The 18,823-nt window shown below is 73.2% G+C and carries 16 protein-coding genes; 1 reads left to right on the top strand and 15 read right to left on the bottom strand.

What is annotated here, in order from left to right; translation table 11 throughout:
- Positions 1–43: 43 nt before the first annotated feature.
- The 11 genes from A4A78_RS05505 to A4A78_RS05455 all read right to left on the bottom strand — a co-directional run bounded on the left by A4A78_RS05505 (position 44) and on the right by A4A78_RS05455 (position 12,225).
- On the bottom strand, positions 44–556 hold the full coding sequence (locus A4A78_RS05505; protein WP_062947348.1) for a CoA-binding protein: 513 nt from the start codon (positions 554–556) through the stop codon (positions 44–46).
- Positions 553–1,953 carry an O-acetylhomoserine aminocarboxypropyltransferase/cysteine synthase family protein gene (locus tag A4A78_RS05500; protein WP_255360960.1) on the bottom strand — a complete coding sequence of 467 codons (1,401 nt, stop codon included), beginning with the start codon at positions 1,951–1,953 and terminating at the stop codon, positions 553–555. The genes A4A78_RS05505 and A4A78_RS05500 overlap by 4 nt, the downstream gene beginning before the upstream one ends.
- A complete protein-coding gene (gene sfnG / locus A4A78_RS05495) occupies positions 1,950–3,188 on the bottom strand; it encodes a dimethylsulfone monooxygenase SfnG (protein ID WP_062947347.1) in 1,239 nt (412 codons plus the stop codon). Before sfnG ends, A4A78_RS05500 begins: the two co-directional genes overlap by 4 nt.
- A gap of 53 nt (positions 3,189–3,241) precedes the next feature.
- Positions 3,242–5,314: an acetate--CoA ligase gene (gene acs, locus A4A78_RS05490; RefSeq protein ID WP_062947346.1), complete on the bottom strand. Its 2,073-nt coding sequence runs from the start codon at positions 5,312–5,314 to the stop codon at positions 3,242–3,244.
- Positions 5,311–6,162, bottom strand: a complete 852-nt coding sequence (locus A4A78_RS05485) for an ABC transporter permease (RefSeq protein WP_156488559.1) — start codon at positions 6,160–6,162, stop codon at positions 5,311–5,313. The genes acs and A4A78_RS05485 overlap by 4 nt, the downstream gene beginning before the upstream one ends.
- Positions 6,159–7,220: an aliphatic sulfonate ABC transporter substrate-binding protein gene (locus A4A78_RS05480; protein ID WP_062947345.1), complete on the bottom strand. Its 1,062-nt coding sequence runs from the start codon at positions 7,218–7,220 to the stop codon at positions 6,159–6,161. Before A4A78_RS05480 ends, A4A78_RS05485 begins: the two co-directional genes overlap by 4 nt.
- Positions 7,220–8,116, bottom strand: coding sequence for an ABC transporter ATP-binding protein (locus A4A78_RS05475; protein ID WP_197466630.1), 897 nt, complete (start codon positions 8,114–8,116; stop codon positions 7,220–7,222). The genes A4A78_RS05480 and A4A78_RS05475 overlap by 1 nt, the downstream gene beginning before the upstream one ends.
- A gap of 138 nt (positions 8,117–8,254) precedes the next feature.
- Positions 8,255–9,229: a GNAT family N-acetyltransferase gene (locus tag A4A78_RS05470; RefSeq protein ID WP_062947344.1), complete on the bottom strand. Its 975-nt coding sequence runs from the start codon at positions 9,227–9,229 to the stop codon at positions 8,255–8,257.
- 51 nt (positions 9,230–9,280) lie between these two features.
- Positions 9,281–9,943: a GNAT family N-acetyltransferase gene (locus tag A4A78_RS05465; protein WP_062947343.1), complete on the bottom strand. Its 663-nt coding sequence runs from the start codon at positions 9,941–9,943 to the stop codon at positions 9,281–9,283.
- On the bottom strand, positions 9,936–11,066 hold the full coding sequence (locus tag A4A78_RS05460; protein WP_062947342.1) for a glycosyltransferase family 1 protein: 1,131 nt from the start codon (positions 11,064–11,066) through the stop codon (positions 9,936–9,938). The genes A4A78_RS05465 and A4A78_RS05460 overlap by 8 nt, the downstream gene beginning before the upstream one ends.
- 10 nt (positions 11,067–11,076) lie before the next feature.
- Entirely contained in the window at positions 11,077–12,225 is a 1,149-nt protein-coding gene (locus A4A78_RS05455; RefSeq protein WP_062947341.1) for an NAD-dependent epimerase/dehydratase family protein, read from the bottom strand.
- 147 nt (positions 12,226–12,372) lie between these two features.
- Between A4A78_RS05455 and folP the strand changes: the two genes are divergently transcribed.
- Complete coding sequence (gene folP, locus A4A78_RS05450; protein ID WP_062947340.1) at positions 12,373–13,320, top strand: dihydropteroate synthase; 948 nt, start codon at positions 12,373–12,375, stop codon at positions 13,318–13,320.
- Between the two features lie 21 nt (positions 13,321–13,341).
- Here folP and A4A78_RS05445 read toward each other — a convergent pair whose 3' ends face one another.
- From A4A78_RS05445 to A4A78_RS05430, 4 genes are all read right to left on the bottom strand, one after another.
- Positions 13,342–13,722 carry a DUF3817 domain-containing protein gene (locus tag A4A78_RS05445; RefSeq protein ID WP_156488558.1) on the bottom strand — a complete coding sequence of 127 codons (381 nt, stop codon included), beginning with the start codon at positions 13,720–13,722 and terminating at the stop codon, positions 13,342–13,344.
- Positions 13,723–13,858: 136 nt separating this feature from the next.
- Positions 13,859–16,990 carry an alpha-mannosidase gene (locus A4A78_RS05440; protein ID WP_062947339.1) on the bottom strand — a complete coding sequence of 1,044 codons (3,132 nt, stop codon included), beginning with the start codon at positions 16,988–16,990 and terminating at the stop codon, positions 13,859–13,861.
- An 84-nt stretch (positions 16,991–17,074) separates the two neighbouring features.
- Complete coding sequence (locus A4A78_RS05435) at positions 17,075–17,881, bottom strand: serine hydrolase (protein ID WP_062947338.1); 807 nt, start codon at positions 17,879–17,881, stop codon at positions 17,075–17,077.
- Entirely contained in the window at positions 17,878–18,711 is an 834-nt protein-coding gene (locus tag A4A78_RS05430; protein ID WP_062948084.1) for a serine hydrolase, read from the bottom strand. The genes A4A78_RS05435 and A4A78_RS05430 overlap by 4 nt, the downstream gene beginning before the upstream one ends.
- Between the last annotated feature and the right edge of the window lie 112 nt (positions 18,712–18,823).

The raw sequence follows: 18,823 nt of genomic DNA, 5'->3' as shown, positions 1-18,823 counted from the left end.
GCCGAGGTGATCCCCGACCCGCGCCTGATCTCCGAGCGTACGCTCAGCGCCGCGCGCTGAGCCGCTGCTTGCGGGAGGTGATCTCGCCGGTGTTGAACCCGGCCAGGTGCAGCCCGCCGTGGAAGCGGGCGTGCTCGATCTTCACGCAGCGGTCCATCACCACGTCCAGGCCGCCGGCCTCGGCGATCGCGGCGGCCTCCTCGTTCCAGGAGCCGAGCTGCAGCCACAGCGCCTTCGCGCCGACCTCCACGGCCTCGCGGGCGACGCCCGGCAGGTCGGCGTCCCGGCGGAACACGTCGACGATGTCGGGCACGACGGGCAGGTCCGCGAGGGAGGCGAAGGCCGGCTGCCCGAGGATCGTCGTCGCGCGGGGGTTGACGAAGTAGACCTCGTAGGGCGCGCTCGAGAGCAGGTAGGTGCTCACGAAGTAGCTGGCCCGGGCGGGGTTCGTCGAGGCGCCGACGATCGCGATCGAGCGCGCCCGGCGCAGGATCGCGAGCCGCTCCGGGGCCGAGGGGCCCTGCCACGTCCGTGCGGTGAGCGTCTGCTCGCTCATGCCTGCTCCTCCCTGCTGCGGCCGGTCGCCGCGGTGATCGCCTGGTCGAGGTCCCAGAGGATGTCCTCCACGTCCTCGAGGCCCACCGAGATGCGGATGAGGTCGGGCCGGACGCCGCCGGCGACGAGCTGCTCCGCGGTGAGCTGGCGGTGCGTGGTCGAGGCCGGGTGCAGCACGAGGGTGCGCGCATCCCCGATGTTCGCCAGGTGCGAGGCGAGCTGAAGGTTCTCGATCACCCGCTCGCCGGCAGCGCGGGCCGCGGCCGCCTCATCCTCGGCGCTCGCGTGCTCCCCCGTCGGCCGGACACCGAAGGCGAAGACGGAGCCGGGGCCGAGCGGCAGGTACTTCGCAGCGCGCTCGTGATGCGGATGGGACTCGAGCCCCGCCCAGGTCACGAACGAGACCCGCGGATCCGCGTCGAGCCACTCGGCGACCGCGCGCGCTCCAGCCAGGTGCGCGTCGATCCGCTGCGGGAGCGTCTCCACGCCCTGCAGCAGCTGGAACGCCGCCTGCGCGGAGAGGGAGGGGCCGATGTCGCGCAGCTGCTCGGAGCGCAGCTTGGTGAGGAAGCCGTACTCGCCGAAGTTGTCCCACCAGCGCAGCCCGCCGTAGGACTCGACAGGCTCGGTCATCGTCGGGAACTTCCCGTTGCCCCAGTCGAAGCGGCCCGACTCGACGACCACGCCGCCGAGGGTGGTGCCGTGCCCGCCGAGGAACTTCGTGGCCGAGTGGATGACGATGTCCGCGCCGTGCTCGAGCGGCCGCACCAGGTACGGGGTGGCGAGGGTCGCGTCGACCACCAGCGGGACGCCGTGCTCGTGGGCGAGCTCGGCCAGGCCCTCGAGGTCGGCGATCTCGCCGGAGGGGTTGCCGATCACCTCGACGTACAGCACCTTCGTCTCCGGCCGGAACGCGGCGCGGTAGTCCTCCGGGTCGGAGGAGGCGACGAAGGTGGTCTCCACGCCGAAGCGGCGGAGGGTGACGTCGAGCTGGGTGACGGTGCCGCCGTAGAGCTGCGCGGAGGAGACCACGTGATCGCCCGCGCCGACGAGCGCCGCGAAGGTGATGAACTCGGCGCTCATCCCCGAGGCGGTCGCGACCGCCCCGATCCCGCCCTCGAGCGAGGCGATGCGCTCCTCGAAGGCGGCGACGGTGGGGTTGCCGATGCGGGAGTAGATGTTGCCGTACTTCTGCAGCGCGAACAGGGTCCCGGCGTCGTCCGCGTCGTCGAAGACGAACGAGGTCGTCTGGTAGATCGGGACGGCGCGCGCGCCGTGCTGGGCGTCGGGGGTGCCGCCGGCGTGCAGCGCACGGGTGCGGAACCCGAAACCTCCCTCCGGGGCCGACGGGGGCTCCGGGGCCGACGGGACCTGGTTCTCGAAGGTCTCCTGGCTCACGCGGCGACACCGGCCTTCGCCGGATGGTCGGCCGGGAGGGTCTCGGCGGTCGCGGCCGCGGCCTCATCGGCGGAGACGCCGGGGGCGACCGGGAGCAGGTCGGTGTTCAGCTCGGTGCCGTGGGCACGGGCGAGGTCCTTCTCCTTCTCGCGCACGATCGGCATCACATCCCGGCCGAAGGCGGCGACCTCCTCCTGGAAGTGGAGGTAGCAGGTCAGCAGGAGGTTCACGCCGATCTTCTTGTACTCGATGATGCGGTCGGCGATCTCCTCGGGCGTGCCGATGAGACGGGTCTTGAAGCCGTCGTTGTACTGGACGAGGTCCTCGAAGGAGGAGTCGGCCCACATGCCCTTGCCGTCCTTGGTGGAGGCGCCGGCCTCCTGCACGGACTGCTTGAAGCCCTCGACGGCGGGGCGGTGCGCCTTGGCGACGATCTCGCGCAGCGTGTCCTCGGCCTCCCGGCGGGACTCGCGGGCGATGACGAAGCCGTTCAGCCCGAACCTCGGGGAGCGGCCGGCCTCGGCAGCGGAGGCGAGGACGCCGGCGACGTTCTCCTGATAGCCCTCGAGGGTGCGGCCGTTGGAGAAGTACCAGTCGGCGACGCGGCCGGCGGTGGCCTGCGCGGCGGTGGAGTTGCCGCCGAAGAAGATCTCGGGGTGGGGGCGGCCGGGGACGTCGACGGGCTTCGGGTTCAGGGTGAAGCCGTCGATCGAGTAGTACTTCCCGTCCTGGGTGTACCCGTCCTCGGTGAGCAGGCCGCGCAGCGCGCGGATGAACTCCTCGGTGCGGACGTAGCGCTCGTCGTGCTCGAGCCACTCCAGGCCGAAGTTCAAGAACTCGTCCTTCAGCCAGCCGGAGACGATGTTGACCGCGGCGCGGCCGCCGGAGAGGTGGTCGGCGGTGATCAGCCACTTGGCGAGCACGCCCGGGTGCCACATGCCGGGGTGGAAGGCGGCGATGACGCGCAGGCGCTCGGTCGCGCCCAGCAGGGCGAGGGAGAAGGCGGAGGCCTCGTGCTGCTTGTCCGCGCCGTAGCTGGCGGCGTAGCGGGTCTGGGTCAGCGCGTACTCGAAGCCGGAGTCCTCGGCGATCTTCGCCAGGCGCGAGTTGTAGGGCAGCTGCCAGTCGGTGCGCTGCTCGATCGTGGAGACGACGAGGCCGCCGGACACGTTCGGCACCCAGTACGCGAACTTCAGCGGCGTCTCGAGGCTCGAGGCGGGGACGGTGGTGGTCATGGGTCCTCCTTGGTCGGCGGGGCCGACGGTCGGTGCGGGCGGTGGGAAGCGTGTCAGTCCTGCGGGGAGACGGTCGGGTCGTCCGCGGGCAGGGACGCGAGCGCGTCCGCGACCGCGGCGACGGCCTCCGGGTTCTGCAGGGAGGTGACGTCCCCGAGCGGTCCGGGGGTGCGGCCGGCGCGGCGGGCCCGCTCGGCGTGGACGAGCTGGGCGAGCAGGCGGCGCATGATCTTCCCCGAGCGGGTGCGGGGCAGGTCCGGCACCTCGATCACGTGGCGGGGCTTCGCGATCGGGCCGATCTCGCGGGCGACCCGGTCGCGCAGGGCCGCGGCGTCGGACCGGCGGTCCCCGCGGGGGATGACGAACACGGCGACGGCCTGGCCGGTCAGCGCGTCGTCGATGCCGGCGGCGCCGGCCTCCTGCACGCTGCCCTCGGCGACCAGAGCCGACTCGATCTCGATCGTGGACAGGCGGTGCCCGGAGACGTTCACGACGTCGTCGAGTCGGCCGAGGATCCAGAAGCAGCCGTCGGCGTCGACCGTGGCGGAGTCCCCGGCGACGTAGTAGCCGCCGTGCTCGCCGCAGCCGGCGTAGTCGCGCCAGTAGGAGTCGCGATAGCGCTCCGGATCGCCCCAGACGGTGCGGGCCATCCCGGGCCAGGGCCGACGGGCCACCAGCGTGCCGGCGACCCCGGCGGGGACCTCCCGTCCGGCCTCGTCGACCACGGCCATGTCGATGCCGGGCAGCGGGCCGGTCGCGGACCCGGGCTTCAGCGTGGTCACCCCGGGCAGGGGCACGAGCATCGACGCGCCCGTCTCGGACTGCCACCAGGTGTCGATGATCGGCAGCTCGCCGCGGCCGAAGGTGCGGTGGAACCAGATCCATGCCTCGGGGTTGATCGCCTCGCCGACGGTGCCGAGCAGGCGCAGCGTGGACAGGTCGTGGCCGGCCGGGAGCTCCTCGCCGAACCAGGACATGAGGGTGCGGATCAGGGTCGGGGCCGTGTAGTAGACGGTCACGCCGTAGCGCTCGATGATCTCGAGGTGCCGCTCGCGGTGCGGCTCGCCGGGGGTGCCCTCGTAGATGACCTGGGTGAGGCCGTTGCTGAGCGGGCCGTAGATCTCGTAGGTGTGCGCGGTGACCCAGGCGAGGTCCGCGGTGCACCAGTGGACGTCGGAATCCTTCGCGTCGAAGTGCGCCCAGTGCGACCAGGAGGCGTGGGCGAGATAGCCGCCCGAGGTGTGGACCAGGCCCTTCGGCCTCCCGGTCGTGCCGGAGGTGTAGATGATGAACAGCGGGTGCTCGGCGTCGAAGGGCTCGGGCACATGCTCCTCGCTCGCGCGGTCCACGCTCTCGTGCCACCACACATCACGACCCTCGGTCCAGGCCACGTCCTGGCCGGTGCGGCGCACGACGAGGACGTGCTCCAGGTCGGGCAGGTCGCGGGCGGCCTCGTCGGCGGCGGACTTCACCTCGACGGCCTTCCCGCGGCGGAACTGCCCGTCGGAGGTGACCAGCAGCTTCGCCCGGGTGTCCTGGAGGCGGAAGCGGACCGCCTCGGCGCTGAAGCCGCCGAAGACGAGGGAGTGCACGGCGCCGATCCGGGCGCAGGCGAGCGCGATGACGACGGTCTCGACGAGCACCGGCAGGTAGACGACGACCCGGTCGCCGGGGCCGATGCCGAGGTCCGTCAGGGCGTTCGCGGCGCGGGAGACGCGGACCTGGAGGTCCGCGTAGGTGACCGCCTCGCGGTCCCCCGGCTCGCCTTCGAAGAACAGCGCGACCTTCTCGCCGCGGCCGGCGGCGACATGGCGGTCCACGCAGTTCTCGGCGACGTTCAGCCTCCCGCCGACGAACCAGCGCGCGGCGGGGACGGTGAGCTCTCCGGTCGCGGGGTCGGTCGTCGGCGGCTCCCACTCGAGCGCCGTGCGCCAGGGCTCGGCCCAGTCGAGGCGCCGGGCGGCGTCCTCCCAGAAGGCGATCGGGTCCGCCTCGGCCTGCGCGTGGATGCCGGGGCCGACGTTCCAGGTGCCGGCGAGCGCCGGGTCCGGGGCGAAGGTGCGGGTCTCGACCAGGCGGGACTCGGCGGCGGTCGGAGCGGCGGCGTTCGTGTCGGTGGCGGTCATGCCCACCTCCTCAGGAGCTTCTTCTCGACGAGGCCCAGCAGGGCGTTGGTGAGGCTGCCCAGCAGGGCGAGCAGCACGATGGTCAGCAGGATCCGGTCCACGCGGCCGTTCTGCTGGGAGTCGTTGAGCAGGAAGCCGAGGCCCATCGAGGAGGCGATCAGCTCCGCGGCGACGAGGAAGAGCCACGCCTGGGCGAGGGCGAGGCGCAGGCCGGAGACGACCGAGGGCACCACGGCCGGCAGCTGCACGGTGCGGAACAGGGACCATCCGCGCAGGCCGAAGCAGCGCCCGGCCTCGACGAGGTGCGGGTCGATGTGCCGCAGCGCGGAGGCGACGGTGGTGAAGACGGGGAAGAAGGCGCCGATCGCGATCAGGGTCACCTTGGACTCCTCGCCGATCTGCAGCCACAGGATCAGCAGCGGCACCCAGGCGAGCGAGGGCACGGCCCGCAGCGCGGCGAGGGTGGGGCTCAGCAGCGCCTCGCCGGCGCGGGAGAGGCCGACGACCGCGGCGACGGCGAGGCCGATCACGGATCCGATCGCGAAGCCGAGCAGCACGCGCTGCACGGAGATCGCGATGTGCAGTCCGAGCTCGCCGCGGGAGACGAGGTCGCCGCCCGCCTGCAGGACCGTCAGCGGCGCGGGCAGGCGGTAGACGGGCACGAGCCCGGTCGCCGTGACGAGCTGCCAGATCGCGAGGACGATCAGCGGCAGCGCCGCACCGGCGGCGAGGCGCACCCCGGGGCGGTCCCAGAGGGAGCGCGCCTCGGAGGAGGGGGCCGACGGGGCGGGCTCCGTCGTCGCGGGTCCGGTCGAGGAGGCCAGCGGGATCTCGGTCGGGATGCTCACTGCGCCTCCACCGCGGCGGTCGCGAAGTCCGCGTGCACGATCGAGGCGAGCGCATCCTTCACCGCGTCGGCGCCGCCGGCGACGTCGCCCGAGTCGGCGAGGACCGGGGAGATCGCCTCGAGCACCGCGAGCTGGTCCTCGCCCGGCACGCCGGAGACGTCGAGGTTGGAGCGCTCGGTGATCACGGTGGACGCGACCTCGGGGCCGATGCCGGCGACCTCGGCGAGCAGCGCCGCGGTCTCCTCGAGGTGCTCGAGCGCCCAGGTGCGCGCCTCCTCGTAGGCGTCGACGACCACCTGGGCGACATCGGCGTGCTGGTCGATGAACTCCTCGGTGGCGTTGAGGAAGCCGTAGGTGTTGAAGTCGACGTTGCGGTAGACGAGCTGCGCGCCGGACTCGACCTCGGCCGCGGCCATGATCGGGTCCAGCCCCGACCAGGCCTCGACGCTGCCGCCCTCGAGGGCGGAGCGGCCGTCGGCGTGCTGGAGGGGCTGGAGGTCGACGTCGCCGATCGCGAGTCCCGCCTCGGCGAGCGCCTGGACGAGGAAGAAGTACGGGTCGGTGCCGGGGGTCGCGGCGACGGGGCGGCCGGCGAGGTCGGCGAGGTCGGCGGGACCGGCGATGTCGCTGCCCTCGGCGACCACGAGCGCGGACCACTCGGGCTGGGAGTAGATGTCGATGACCTTGATCGGGGAGCCGTTGGCGCGGGCCAGCAGCGCGGCGGAGCCCGCGGTCGAGGCGACGTCCGCGGAGCCCGAGCGCAGCAGCTCGTTGGCCTTGTTGGAGCCGGCCGACTGCACCCACTCGACGGTGACGGACTCGCCGAGTGCCTTCTCGATCAGCTGCTGGTCGCGGACGACGAGGCTGAGCGGGTTGTAGGTCGCGAAGTCGATGGTGAGGGAGTCGGTGCTCCACTCCCCCGCCCCGCCGGAGCCGCCGGCGGCGTCGGTCGAGCCCTCGCCGGCGACGCAGCCGGCGGCGCCGAGCGCGGCGGCCGCGGTCAGGCCGAGGGCGGCGACGGAGCGGCGGGTCAGGGTGCGGGCGGTGCGGTGGCTCATCAGCGGTCCTCGGAGGAAGTCGTGGTGGACGGGGTGGTGTGCGCGTGGACGCCGAGTCCTTCGAGGAGCTCCATGCGGAGCCCGGCGAGGGCGGCGTCGGCGCGGTCGCGGGGGCGGGCGCCGGGCACCTCGACGGTGCGGGCGAGGGAGGGCAGGCCCGGCTCGATCTGGTCGGCGGTGCGCAGGGAGCGCAGCAGCAGCACCCGGTCGGAGAGGTACAGCGCCTCCTCGACGTCGTGGGTGACGACGAGGACGGTGGTGGGCTCGGCGGCGTGGATCTCCAGCAGCAGGTCCTGCATGCGCAGGCGGGTCAGGGCGTCGAGCGCGCCGAAGGGCTCGTCGAGCAGCAGCACCTGGGGGCTGCGGGCGAGCGCCCGGGCGAGGGAGGCGCGCTGGGCCATGCCGCCGGAGACCTCGCGGGGGCGGAGGTCCGCGGCGTGCTCGAGGCCGACCAGCTGCAGCAGGTGGCGCACCCGCTCGCGGCCCGCCTTCGCGGGGGTGGTGCGGGGCAGGCCGAGGGCGACGTTCTTCTCGAGGGTGCGCCAGGGCAGCAGGCGCGGCTCCTGGAAGGCGACCGCGGTGCGCTCGTCGGTGCCGACGAGGGCCGTGCCGCCGAGGCTCAGCGCGCCGGCGCTCGGTCGGTCCAGGCCCGCGATGAGCCGCAGCAGGGTCGACTTCCCGCAGCCGGAGGGGCCGACGACGGCGAGGATCTCGCCGGAGCGGAGCTCGAGGTCGAGACCTCGCAGCACGTCGTGGCGGCCCTGCGGGGTGTCGAAGGAGCGGGCCACGCCGTCCAGCCGCACGCCGTCGGGCGCGCTGCGCCGGGCGGCGGGTGCCGCGGGCTCCGGGACGGTGCTGCCCGTGCGCGTGCCGGGCTCGGTGGCGGTGCTGGTCATGACTGCGACTATGACGGCGCGGGTCGGGAGCGCGCCAGAATCGCGTCATAAGCCGTCATAGTCGGGGTGCGAAGGAGGCCGACGGGGCATCGTGGTGCGACGTGCGCCACAGGCCCCGATGGCGGTGCCTGCCGGGGCTCACACCGCCGGCAGCTCCCCCTCGAGGATGCTCAGCACGTCCGCCTCGCGGAAGCCGAGCGCCCGGTTCAGGGCGAGCATCGGGGCGTTGTCGAGTGCGGTGTAGGTCTGGATCCAGCGGGCCTCGGCGACCTCGGGCACCTGCCGCAGGTTCTCGAGGTTCGCGAGCTTGAGCGCCCGGCCGATGCCGTGGCCGCGGTGGGCGCGGTCCACGAGGGTGTCGTCCTGGGTGAGGATCTCGGGGTCGTGGCGGTTCACGAGGATCTCGGTGTAGCCGACCGCGGCCCCCTCGTGGAGGGCGAGGCCGCGCACGAGGGTCCAGCCCTGGTCGTCCATGCGCTGCTCGCTGCGGCGCAGCTCCTCGATCTCGCCGCGGGAGGCGGGTCGGGTGAGGTCGCCCATGGGCACGTCGGCGTCCATCTGCGTGGTCAGTCGTGCCCAGTCCTCCACGAGCTCTGCGGGGCAGGCGCCGTGCCAGGTGCGGATCTCGGTGCCGGGCGCCGGGGCGGCGCCCGACAGGGCCGCGGTGTCCAGCGGCATCGCGCGCAGCAGGCGGTGCTCCTGGTTCCCGAGCCGCATCCCCTGGTCCAGGGCGAAGGCGATCCCGGCCTCGGAGTAGGTCTCGGCCTGGACGACCTGGGCGTGCCCGGCGAGCGCCTCGCGGACGGCGGCGGCGAGCGCGCGGCCCACGCCGCGGCGGCGGTGCGACGGGAGCACGGAGATCTCGACCTCGGCGGGATCGCCGGGATCGGCCTCGGCACCGGCCGCGCCGACGGGGGCGCCGTCGAGGTGCGCGATCAGCAGCACGCTGGTGCGGCCGGGCTTCGGGTCCTGGTGCTGGGCGAGGACGGACTCGCCGTCGACCCACCAGGCGGCCTCGCGCTCGGCGTTGAAGCCGTCGCGCAGCAGGGCGTTCCAGGCCAGCAGCGCCTCGCGGTCAGAGGGGTCGACGGGGGCGATCTGCACGGCGGCCATGCCAGCTATCCGATCACGGCCCACCGGTGCTGTCACGAGGTTTTCCGGGACTCAGCCCGCGCGCCGGCGCGCGATCCGCCCCTCCAGCATCGCCCGGATCCCCGGCCACTCCGGGGCGAGGATCGAGTACACGACGGTGTGGCGCACCGAGCCGTCGGGCAGGATGCGGTGGGCGCGCAGGATCCCGTCCTGCTGCGCGCCGAGGGCCTCGACGGCGCGGCGCGAGGCGAGGTTCAGGTGGTGCACGCGGAACTCGACGCGCAGCATCTCGAGCTCGTCGAAGGCGTGGGAGAGCAGCAGGTGCTTCATGGCCGTGTTCACCCCGGTGCGGTGCACGGAGCCGGCGAGATAGGTGTTGCCGATCTCGAGGCCGCGGTCGGCGAGGGCGAGGTTCATGAAGGTGGTCAGCCCCACCACCTGCTCGTCCGCCGCGCGCACGACGGCCCAGGCGAGACGGGTGCCGGCCTCGACGTCGGCCAGGAGCCCCCGCACGGACTCCCGGACCGTCTCCGGCGCGGGCACGTGCGGAGCGAAGGGCAGGCGGTGGATCTCCCCGTCGGCGACCACGCCCTGCAGCCCCGGGACGTGCGCCGCGCTGACGGGCTCGAGGAGGATCCCGTGCCCGGCGAGGGTCACCGGCTCCAGGCGCGGCAGCGGCGCGGTGGGGACGGCGCGGGTGCGCTCCTCGCGCGCGCCGGCCGCCCCCTCAGTCATGGCTCCGGCCGTGCTTCTCGATCGCCATCTCGTAGTAGCGCAGCAGGTCGTCGGAGGCGTTCTCCCAGGAGAACCTCTCCGCCTCGGCGCGGGCGGCCCTCCGGATCCTCCCGCGCAGCTGCGCGTCGCCGAGCCGGGTGAGCGCCTCGTCCAGGCTCGCCTGGTCGCCGGAGTCGTAGAGCAGGCCGTCGACCCCGTCGGTGACCTGCTCCATCGTCGGCCCCGAGCGGGCGGCGACCACGGGCAGCCCGGAGGCCATGCCCTCGAGGATCACCAGTCCCAGGGTCTCGGTGACCGAGGGGAAGACGAAGGCGTCGGAGCTCGCGAAGGCGCTCGCGAGCTCCTCCCCCTCCATGAAGCCGGGGAACGTGGTCCGCGTGCCGGCGAAGAGCTCCTCGAGCTCGCCCCGGTAGGGGCCGTCACCCACGATCGCGAGGGCCACGTCGTCGCGGCGCTCCATCATGGGGCGCAGCGTGTGGATCTCCTTCTCCGCGGCGAGCCGGCCCACGAACACCAGGAGCTTCTTCTCCGGGTGCCCGCCGGTGAGCCGCGAGCGCATCTCCTCGTCCGCGAAGCGGGGGTGGAACGTCTCGGTGTCCACGCCGCGGCGCACCACGTGGAGGTCCTCGATCCCGTGCTGCGCGAGCTCCTGCTTCATGGTCTCGGAGGTGGCGATGTTGATGTCGGCCATCGCGTGGTTGCGCCTGATCTGCCACCACACCGCGGGCTTGCCCCAGGTCCAGGCCCGGTAGAGGTCCAGATAGCGGGGGATGTGGGTGTGATAGCTGGCGACCAGCGGGATCCTCTGCCGGCGTGCGGCGAAGGCTCCCGAGGAGGCGAGCAGCAGGGGCTGCGCGGCGTGGACGACGTCCGGGTGGAAGCCGCGGATGATGCCGTCGACGTTGGGGCTGGGGAGGGTGAAGCGCCGATGCTTGTAGAACGGCAGCGTCACCGGGCGGATGCCCACCACCCGTGCCCCGTGGTGCTCGGTGACCCCGAGGTCGGGGGCGATCACCATGACCTCGTGGCCGAGGTCGGTGAACCGTTCGACGGCGTGGCGCAGGCGGGTCACCACGCCGTCGACGGAGGGCAGGAAGGTCTCCGTGACGATCGCGATCTTCACGGAACGGGGCTCACTTCCAGGTGACGGTGGGCATGACCAGCTCGCGCTTGACCCGGTCGGTGTTGTTCATCGCGACCTTCAGCACCTCGGTGAGGTGCTCGTCGGTGAGCAGGTGCGGCTGCAGCCCGAGGTCCAGGAGGTTGGTGTTGACCGCGTTGTAGTAGTGGTCGTACTTCTCCACGCGCGGGTTCTCCGTGGGGGCGATCTTCACGTCCAGGCCCAGGTCGCCGGCGACCTTCTGCACCTTCTCGGCGAGCTCCTTGACGGAGAACTGCTCGGTGAACTGGTTGTAGACGCGGAACTCGCCGCGGTCGGCGGGGTTCTCGCAGGCGATCTCGATGCAGCGCACGGTGTCCTGGATGTCCAGGTAGCCGCGGGTCTGGGAGCCGTTGCCGTAGACGGTGAGGTCGTGGCCGATCGCAGCCTGGATGATGAAGCGGTTCAGGGCCGTGCCGAACACCGCGTCGTAGTCGAAGCGGTTCACCAGGCGCGGGTCCAGGCGGGTCTCGTCGGTCTCGAGGCCGTAGACGACGCCCTGGTTGAGGTCGGTGGCGCGGATGCCCCAGATGCGGCAGGCGAACATGATGTTGTCGCTGTCGTGCACCTTGGTGAGGTGGTAGAAGGAGCCGGGGGCCTTCGGGAACGGCAGGCGGTCCTTGCGGCCCTTGTGCTCGATCTCGATCCAGCCCTCCTCGATGTCGATGTTCGGCTGGCCGTACTCGCCCATGGTGCCGAGCTTGACGAGGTGGCAGTCGGGGGCGAAGTCCTTGATCGCCCACAGCACGTTCAGGGTGCCCTCGACGTTGTTGCGGTGGTTCTCGATCGCGTGCTCGCGGTCGATCATCGAGTACGGGGCGGAGCGGTGCTCGGCGAAGTGCACGAACGACTCCGGCTGGATCTCCTGGAAGACCGACGCGACGGCGTCGTAGTCGGTGAGGTCCGCGATGCGCACCTCGATGTCCTTGCCGGAGACCTCCTTCCACGCCGCGACCCGCTCCTCGAGCGGCAGGATGGGGGTGACGGAGTTCGAGCCGAGCTCCACGTCGATCTCGCGTCGCACCAGGTTGTCCACGATCGTCACGTCGTGGCCCTTCTGCGAGAGGTACAGGGCGGTGGGCCAGCCGCAGAACCCATCTCCACCGGCGACGACGATCTTCATGGGGCAAGTCCTCCAATAGTCCAGGTCCCCGGATCCCGTGGGGCACGGGCGCCGGGTGGTGCAATACCGTGTGCAGTCTTAACGTAGTGCAGGTCAGGCGACGCTCAAAGATGTGGGACGGCCGCCCGAACAGCAGAGGAACGGACCATGAACACCGTGCATGACGAGGGTCCGACGGACCGTCCTCCGAGCCGTCTCGCCACTGTATCCCCCGAGTCCGGGACCGGGCTGGGCGCTCCGACGCCGCGCCCCCTGCCCGACACCTCCCGGCGCGTGCTGGTGATGGGGATCGTCAACCGCACCCAGGACTCCTTCTTCGACGAGGGACGCACCTGGGAGCTCGAGCAGGCGGTCGGCGCGGGGCTCCGCGCCGCGGAGGAGGGCGCCGACATCGTCGACGTGGGCGGGGTGAAGTTCGCGCCCGGCGACCCGCTGGACCCCGCGGAGGAGGCCGCACGGGTGGTCCCCGTGATCGAGCAGCTGCGCCGCGAGCTGCCGGGCGAGGTGCTGCTCTCGGTGGACACCTTCCACGCCTCGGTCGCCCGCGCCGCGCTCGAGGTCGGGGCGGATCTGATCAACGACACCACGGGCCTGTCCGATCCGCGGATGGCGGAGGAGGTCGCCCGCGCCGGCGCCTCGCTCGTGCTCACGCACTCGGTCGCGGAGCCGCGCCGCCCCTTCCCCCGCCCCCGCTACGAGGACGTGGTCGAGGAGGTGCGGGACTTCCTCGCCGCACGCCTGGAGCAGGCGCTCGAGGCGGGCATCGCGCGGGAGCGGATCGTGCTGGACCCCGGCCCGGACCTCAACAAGAACACGCAGCAGACCCTCGAGGTGCTGCGGGACTGGGGCGAGTACGCCGCGCTCGGCCTGCCGCTGCTCGCGGCGCTCTCGCGGAAGGACTTCGTCGGCGAGTCGCTGGGCCTGCCGAAGGAGGAGCGGCTCGCCGGCTCCCTCGCCGCGGCGGCCTGGACGATCCGCCTGGGCGCCCGGATCCTGCGGGTCCATGACGTGCGGGAGACGGTGCGGATGGTCCGGATGCTCGAGGTGCTCGCCGGCTGGCGCGAGCCGGCGGGGCCGCTGGTCCACAACGTCTGAGGGACCGGGGCCCAGGGGCGCTCAGCCCCGCGGGCGTCGCGCGAGCCGGCCGGTGCGGCGCAGCCAGATCTCCAGCGGCAGGGTGACCAGCGGCGGGACCGAGGCGAGCAGGGCCAGCAGCGCCACCCACCACCTCCAGCGCAGCGACACGGCGGCGACCAGGGTCATCACGACGTAGACCATGAACATCCCGCCGTGCAGGCGGCCGAACAGCCACACGCCGGCCTCGGTGGTGCCGGTGACGTACTTCAGCAACATGCCGACCAGCAGCCCCGCCCAGGTGAGGGCCTCCAGCAGCGCGATCACGGCGAAGACCCGGCCGACGGGCGAGATCCCGGCGGCGCCGGCGCCCTCCTCTTGCACGGGGGTCGGGGCGGAGGCGTCGGCGGGGGCGGGGATCATCGGGCGGCTCCTGGCACGGTGTCGGCGGGACGTGACCGGCGCGAGGACGCCGGTGAGGTGAGCCTTACCGTATCCCTCGGGCCGGGAGGGCGCCGCCGCGCTGTGAGCGGCGCCTCCCCCGTCGGCCTGTCGCCCCTCAGCCGCGGGCGATGCGCAGCGTCTTGATCTCGAAGGGACGGAAGGAGAGCTCGACGGTGCCGTCCTCGTCGCGCGCGAGGGCGGAGCGGAACGCCGGGGTGCCCTCCCCGAAGGGTCGCTCGAGCAGGTCCGTGGCCGTCACCTCGCCGCCCGCGAGGACCGGGTCGAGGGAGAGGGTCGCCGCGGCGCGGGCGCCGGAGGACTCGTACAGCCGCAGCACCAGGTCCCCGGAGCGGTCCTCGGCGAGCTTCACGGTCTCGACGACCACGCTCGAGGCACCCTCCCCGTCGGCCGGCGCGACCGTGACCGGCGGCGCGGCGAGCAGGGAGGCGGCCGCGGCGGGCGCGGTGCGCTCGGGCAGGTTCAGCCGGTAGCCCTCCTCAATCGCCTCGGCGATCCCCGCGCCCGGTCGCACGGCGATGCGCAGGGCGTACCGGCCGTGGTCGGCGGCGGGGTCGGGGTACTCCGGGGAGCGCACCAGGGTCAGGCGGGTCGTGGTGGTCGTGCCGCCGTCGTCCTCGCGCACGGTGCGCAGCACGTCGTGGCCGTAGGTCGAGTCGTTCGCGATCGCCACCCCGTGCTCACCCTCGGCCGCGTGGACCCAGCGGTGCGCGCAGGTCTCGAAGCGGGCGAAGTCCCAGGAGGTGTTCACCGGGACCGGCCGGTCCACGTGCCCGAACTGGATCTCGCTGGAGAGGTGGGAGGCGCGCAGGTCCAGCGGGAAGGCGAGCTTGAGCGCCTTCTTGCGCTCGCGCCAGTCGAGGTCCACCTCGATCCCGAGGGAGGTGTCGTCGGGGCGCAGCACGAAGGTCTTCACGATCGTGGAGCCCGCGCCGGTGACGCCGGAGGTCTCCTCGCCGTCGGCGAGCGCGGTCGTGTAGGTGAAGGAGACGCGGACCCCGCCGTCCTCCTCCTCGACCTCGGCGGCGGTCGGGGTCTCGAGGTCGCGGACCACGCGGCGGTAGAACTCGTCGATGTCCCAGGCGTCCCAGGCGTTGGGGGTGTCGCGGTGCAGCTGCAGCAGCGCGCCGCGGGCACCGGGGGCGATGGTCTCGCGTCCGTCGGCCCGGCCGACGAGGGAGACCAGCGCGCCGGAGGCGTCGAGCACCGCGCGCACGGCCTGGTTCTCGAGGCGGACCTCGCCGCCCGCGCGGGTCACGACCACGGCCTCCTGGACCGGCTCTGGGCGGCCCGCGCCGTAGGCGGGCACGCCGCGGCGCGGCACCGGGGCGGTGTTCAGCAGCACCGTCTCCCGTCCGTCCGTCCCTGCGGCGTCGTCGCCTGCCGCGGCGAGCGCGGCAAGGGAGCTGCCGATGATCCGCTCGGCCCGTTCGGCGAGCGCGGCGTGCTGGGCCTCGGCCTCGCGGTGCACCCAGGCGATCGAGGAGCCGGGGAGGATGTCGTGGAACTGGTTCAGCAGCGTGTCCTCCCACAGCGCGGCGAGCTCGTCGTGGGGGTAGGGGTGCTCGGCGCGGAGCGCGGCGAGGGTCGCGAGCAGCTCGGCCTCGTGCAGGAGGTGCTCGCTGCGGCGGTTGCCCTGCTTGGTGCCGAGCTGCGCGGAGTAGGTGCCGCGGTGCAGCTCGAGGTAGAGCTCCCCGTTCCACACGGGCGCGTCGGGGTACTCGGCGCGGGCCCGCTCGAAGAAGTCCTCGGCGGTGCCGAACTCGACCTTCGGGGAGCCCTCGAGGTCGGCGGCGCGGCGCCCGGCGGCCATCATCTCGCGGGTGGGTCCGCCGCCGCCGTCGCCCCAGCCGAACAGGTCCAGGCCGATCGAGGAGCGGCCCTTCTCCTTGAAGTTCCGCTCGAAGTAGGCGAGCTCGGCGCCGGTGAGGGAGCCGTTGTAGGTGTCGGCGGGCGGGAAGTGGGTGAACACGCTGGTGCCGTCGAGGCCCTCCCAGCGGAAGGTGTGGTGAGGGAAGGTGTTGATCTGGTTCCAGGAGACCTTCTGGGTCAGGAAGAACTCCTGGCCGGCGAGCGCGGCGATCTGCGGCAGCGCGGCGGAGTAGCCGAAGGAGTCCGGCAGCCAGGTCTCGCGCGTCTCGACCCCGAGCTCCTCGAGGAAGAACCGCTTGCCGGCGACGAACTGCCGCGCCATCGCCTCGGAGCCGGGCATGTTGGTGTCGGACTCGACCCACATCCCGCCCACGGGCACGAAGCGGCCGCCGGCGACGTGCTCGCGGATCCTCTCGAACAGCTCCGGGTAGCGGTCCCGGATCCAGCGGTACTGCTGGGCGGAGGAGGCGGAGAAGGTGATGTCGGGGTCGTCCTCGATCAGGGTGCAGGCGTTGGAGAAGGTGCGGGCAACCTTGCGCACCGTCTCCCGCACGGGCCACAGCCAGGCCGAGTCGATGTGGGCGTGGCCGGTGGCGAGCACGGTGAGAGCGGAGGAGCCGGCCGTCGCGGCCAGCGCCGGGGCGAGCGCCTCGCGGGCGGCCCGGGCGGTGCCGGCCATGTCGTCGGGGTCGGCGACGTCGCAGGCGGTCTCGAGCGCGCGGAGGATCTCGTGGCGGCGCGCGCTGGTCCCGGGCAGCTCGTGCATCAGCCCGGACAGGGCCCGGACGTCCTCGTGCAGCTCCCAGATCCGCACGTCACGGCGGGCGAGGTGGAGCTCCTCGATCGAGTAGAGCTCCTCCTCGGGCACGGTCGCGAGGTCGCCGAGCGGGGTCGGCGCGAAGGTCCAGCCGCCGGCGACCATCGGGTTCGCGGCGCACTCGAGGTAGTAGTCGAGCTCCTCGCCGGGCCGGACGGGGAGGTGCCGGTTGCAGGGGTTGATCGCCTTGACGGGCACGCCGTCGGGCGTGAACACGAGCGCCTCGGCCTGGAAGCCGGGCTGGCCAGTGAAGGCGAGGTCGACGATCAGCTCGGGGACGGAGTGCTCGTCGGCGGCCCAGTCGGAGGGGACGGTGCCGGTCACGTGCAGCCAGGTGGTGGACCAGGCACGCCCCAGCGGCGCCCCGACCTCGACGGGGCCGTACTCCCGGGCGATCGCCTCGCGCGGCGGGATCGGCTCGCCCTCGAGCCGGTGCGCGGTGATCGTGACCTCGGCCCGCTCCTGGTGGATCCGCGGGACCAGGTGGTCCTGCGTGAACCGGCGGATGCGGGACTCGGTGAGCTCCCGGTCGTCGAACATGTGGCGGCTCCTTCGGCGCGCGGGGCGGGGCGCGGGGGCTCGTCGGCCCTCCGGCGTCCCGGGGTCTTCCTGGACGTTATCGCGTCAGCGGTGCGCGGCGAGCACGGCGTCGCCGAGGCGCGGCATGATCTCGCGGTGCGCGTCGCAGAAGTCGTGCGAGGTGCCGACGACGAGGGCGAGGTCCGCCTCCGGGTCGATCCAGAAGGCGGTGCCGCGCATGCCGAAGTGGCCGTAGGTCCGCTCGCTGCCGGTGGTCGCGGTCCAGTGCGGGGACTTGGTGCCGCGCACCTCGATGCCGAGCCCGAAGGGGTTGGGGTCCTGCTTGCCGAATCCCGGCATGATGCCCACCAGCTCCGGGAAGTGGACGCCGACGAGCTGGGCGTGGACCTCCTGGTCCAGGAGCGTGGGGTGCTGCAGCTCGGCGGCGAGCAGGGCGAGGTCGACGAGGGCACCTGAGGCGCCGACGGAGGCGGAGCCCTCCCACTCCAGGCCCGTCATCCCCAGCCGGTCCGCGATCCGCTCCTGGACCCAGTCGCCGAAGTCCCGGCCGACGGCGCGCTCGACGTGGCGGGCGGCCTCGTCGATACCGTAGTTCGAGTAGTGGCGGCGCAGGCCCGGCGCCTGGAGGGTCGCGTCGGACTCGTAGAAGCAGCCGGAGGCGTGGGCGAGGAGGTGGCGGAGCGTGGCGCCGGGCGGGCCGGCCTCGTCGTCGAGGGACACGCGCCCCTCCTGGAGGGCGAGCGCGGCGCCGAGGCCGGTGAGGGTCTTGGTGACCGAGCGCCAGGGGCGGATCCGCTCGACGTCGCCGCGCCGCTCCCGCTCCCCCTCGGGACCGAGCACGATCGCGGCGGCCTCGAAGCCGAACTCGTCCAGCAGTGCGAGGGCGCTCATCGGCCCGTCCCGCCCCCGGCGAAGCGCTCGAGGACCGCATCGGTGATCCCGGGCCAGATCCGCACGTGGTCGGGCCCGAAGCGCTGCTCGCCGAGGAAGGCGGCGGCGAGGCCCGCCTCGGGGTCGACCCAGAGGAAGGAGCCGGACTGGCCGAAGTGGCCGAAGGTGCGCGGGGAGGAGTGCGCGCCGGTCCAGTGCGGGTCCTTGTGCGCGCGGATCTCCATGCCGAGGCCCCAGTCGTTGGGCTTCTGGCGGCCGTAGCCCGGGAGGATCCCGGCAAGCCCCGGGAACTGCACCGTGCGCATCTCCTCGTGGAGGGCGTCGGAGATCAGGGTGGGCGCGAGCAGCTCGCGGCCGACGACGAGCAGGTCGGCCACGGTGCCGCGGTATCCGGCGGCCGGGGAGCCGTCGACCTCGAGGTCCACGAGGTCCAGGCCCTGCATCACGGTCTGCTCCATCCACTCGGGGAAGTCGTAGCCGGTGGACTCCTCGACGTGGGCGGCGAGCACCTCGAAGCCGGTGTTGGAGTAGATGCGGCGGGCGCCGACCGCGCCGACCGTCTCCTCCCCCTCGAAGGGGTAGCCGGCGGTATGCGCGATCAGGTGGCGCACGGTCGCGCCCTCGGGCCCGGCGGGCTCGTCGAGGTCGACCAGGCCCCGCTCGACGGCGACGAGCACGCCGAGGGCGGCCAGGGGCTTGGAGACGCTCGCGAGGTCGAAGACCCGCTCGGTCTCGCCCTGGAGGTGGACGGTGCCGCCCGGATCCGTGACGCCGAGGGCGTGGGCGGCGTCGAGGTCGACGGGGATCACGGGCGCGGTGGAGGGCTGCACGCGCTCCACTATGGCACGGGCCCTCCGCCCGCCGAGGGCCGTCCCGGACCCTGCCGGCGAGCCCGCCCCGGAGCCCGCCCGGGGGTCTGCAGGGCCGCTCCGACCGTGCCGT

Source organism: Brachybacterium sp. sponge, from assembly GCF_001613775.1.
Classification (GTDB): Bacteria; Actinomycetota; Actinomycetes; order Actinomycetales; family Dermabacteraceae; genus Brachybacterium; species Brachybacterium conglomeratum.
Note: the sequence above shows the minus strand (reverse complement) of the source record. Positions and strands in the feature narration are given on the sequence as shown.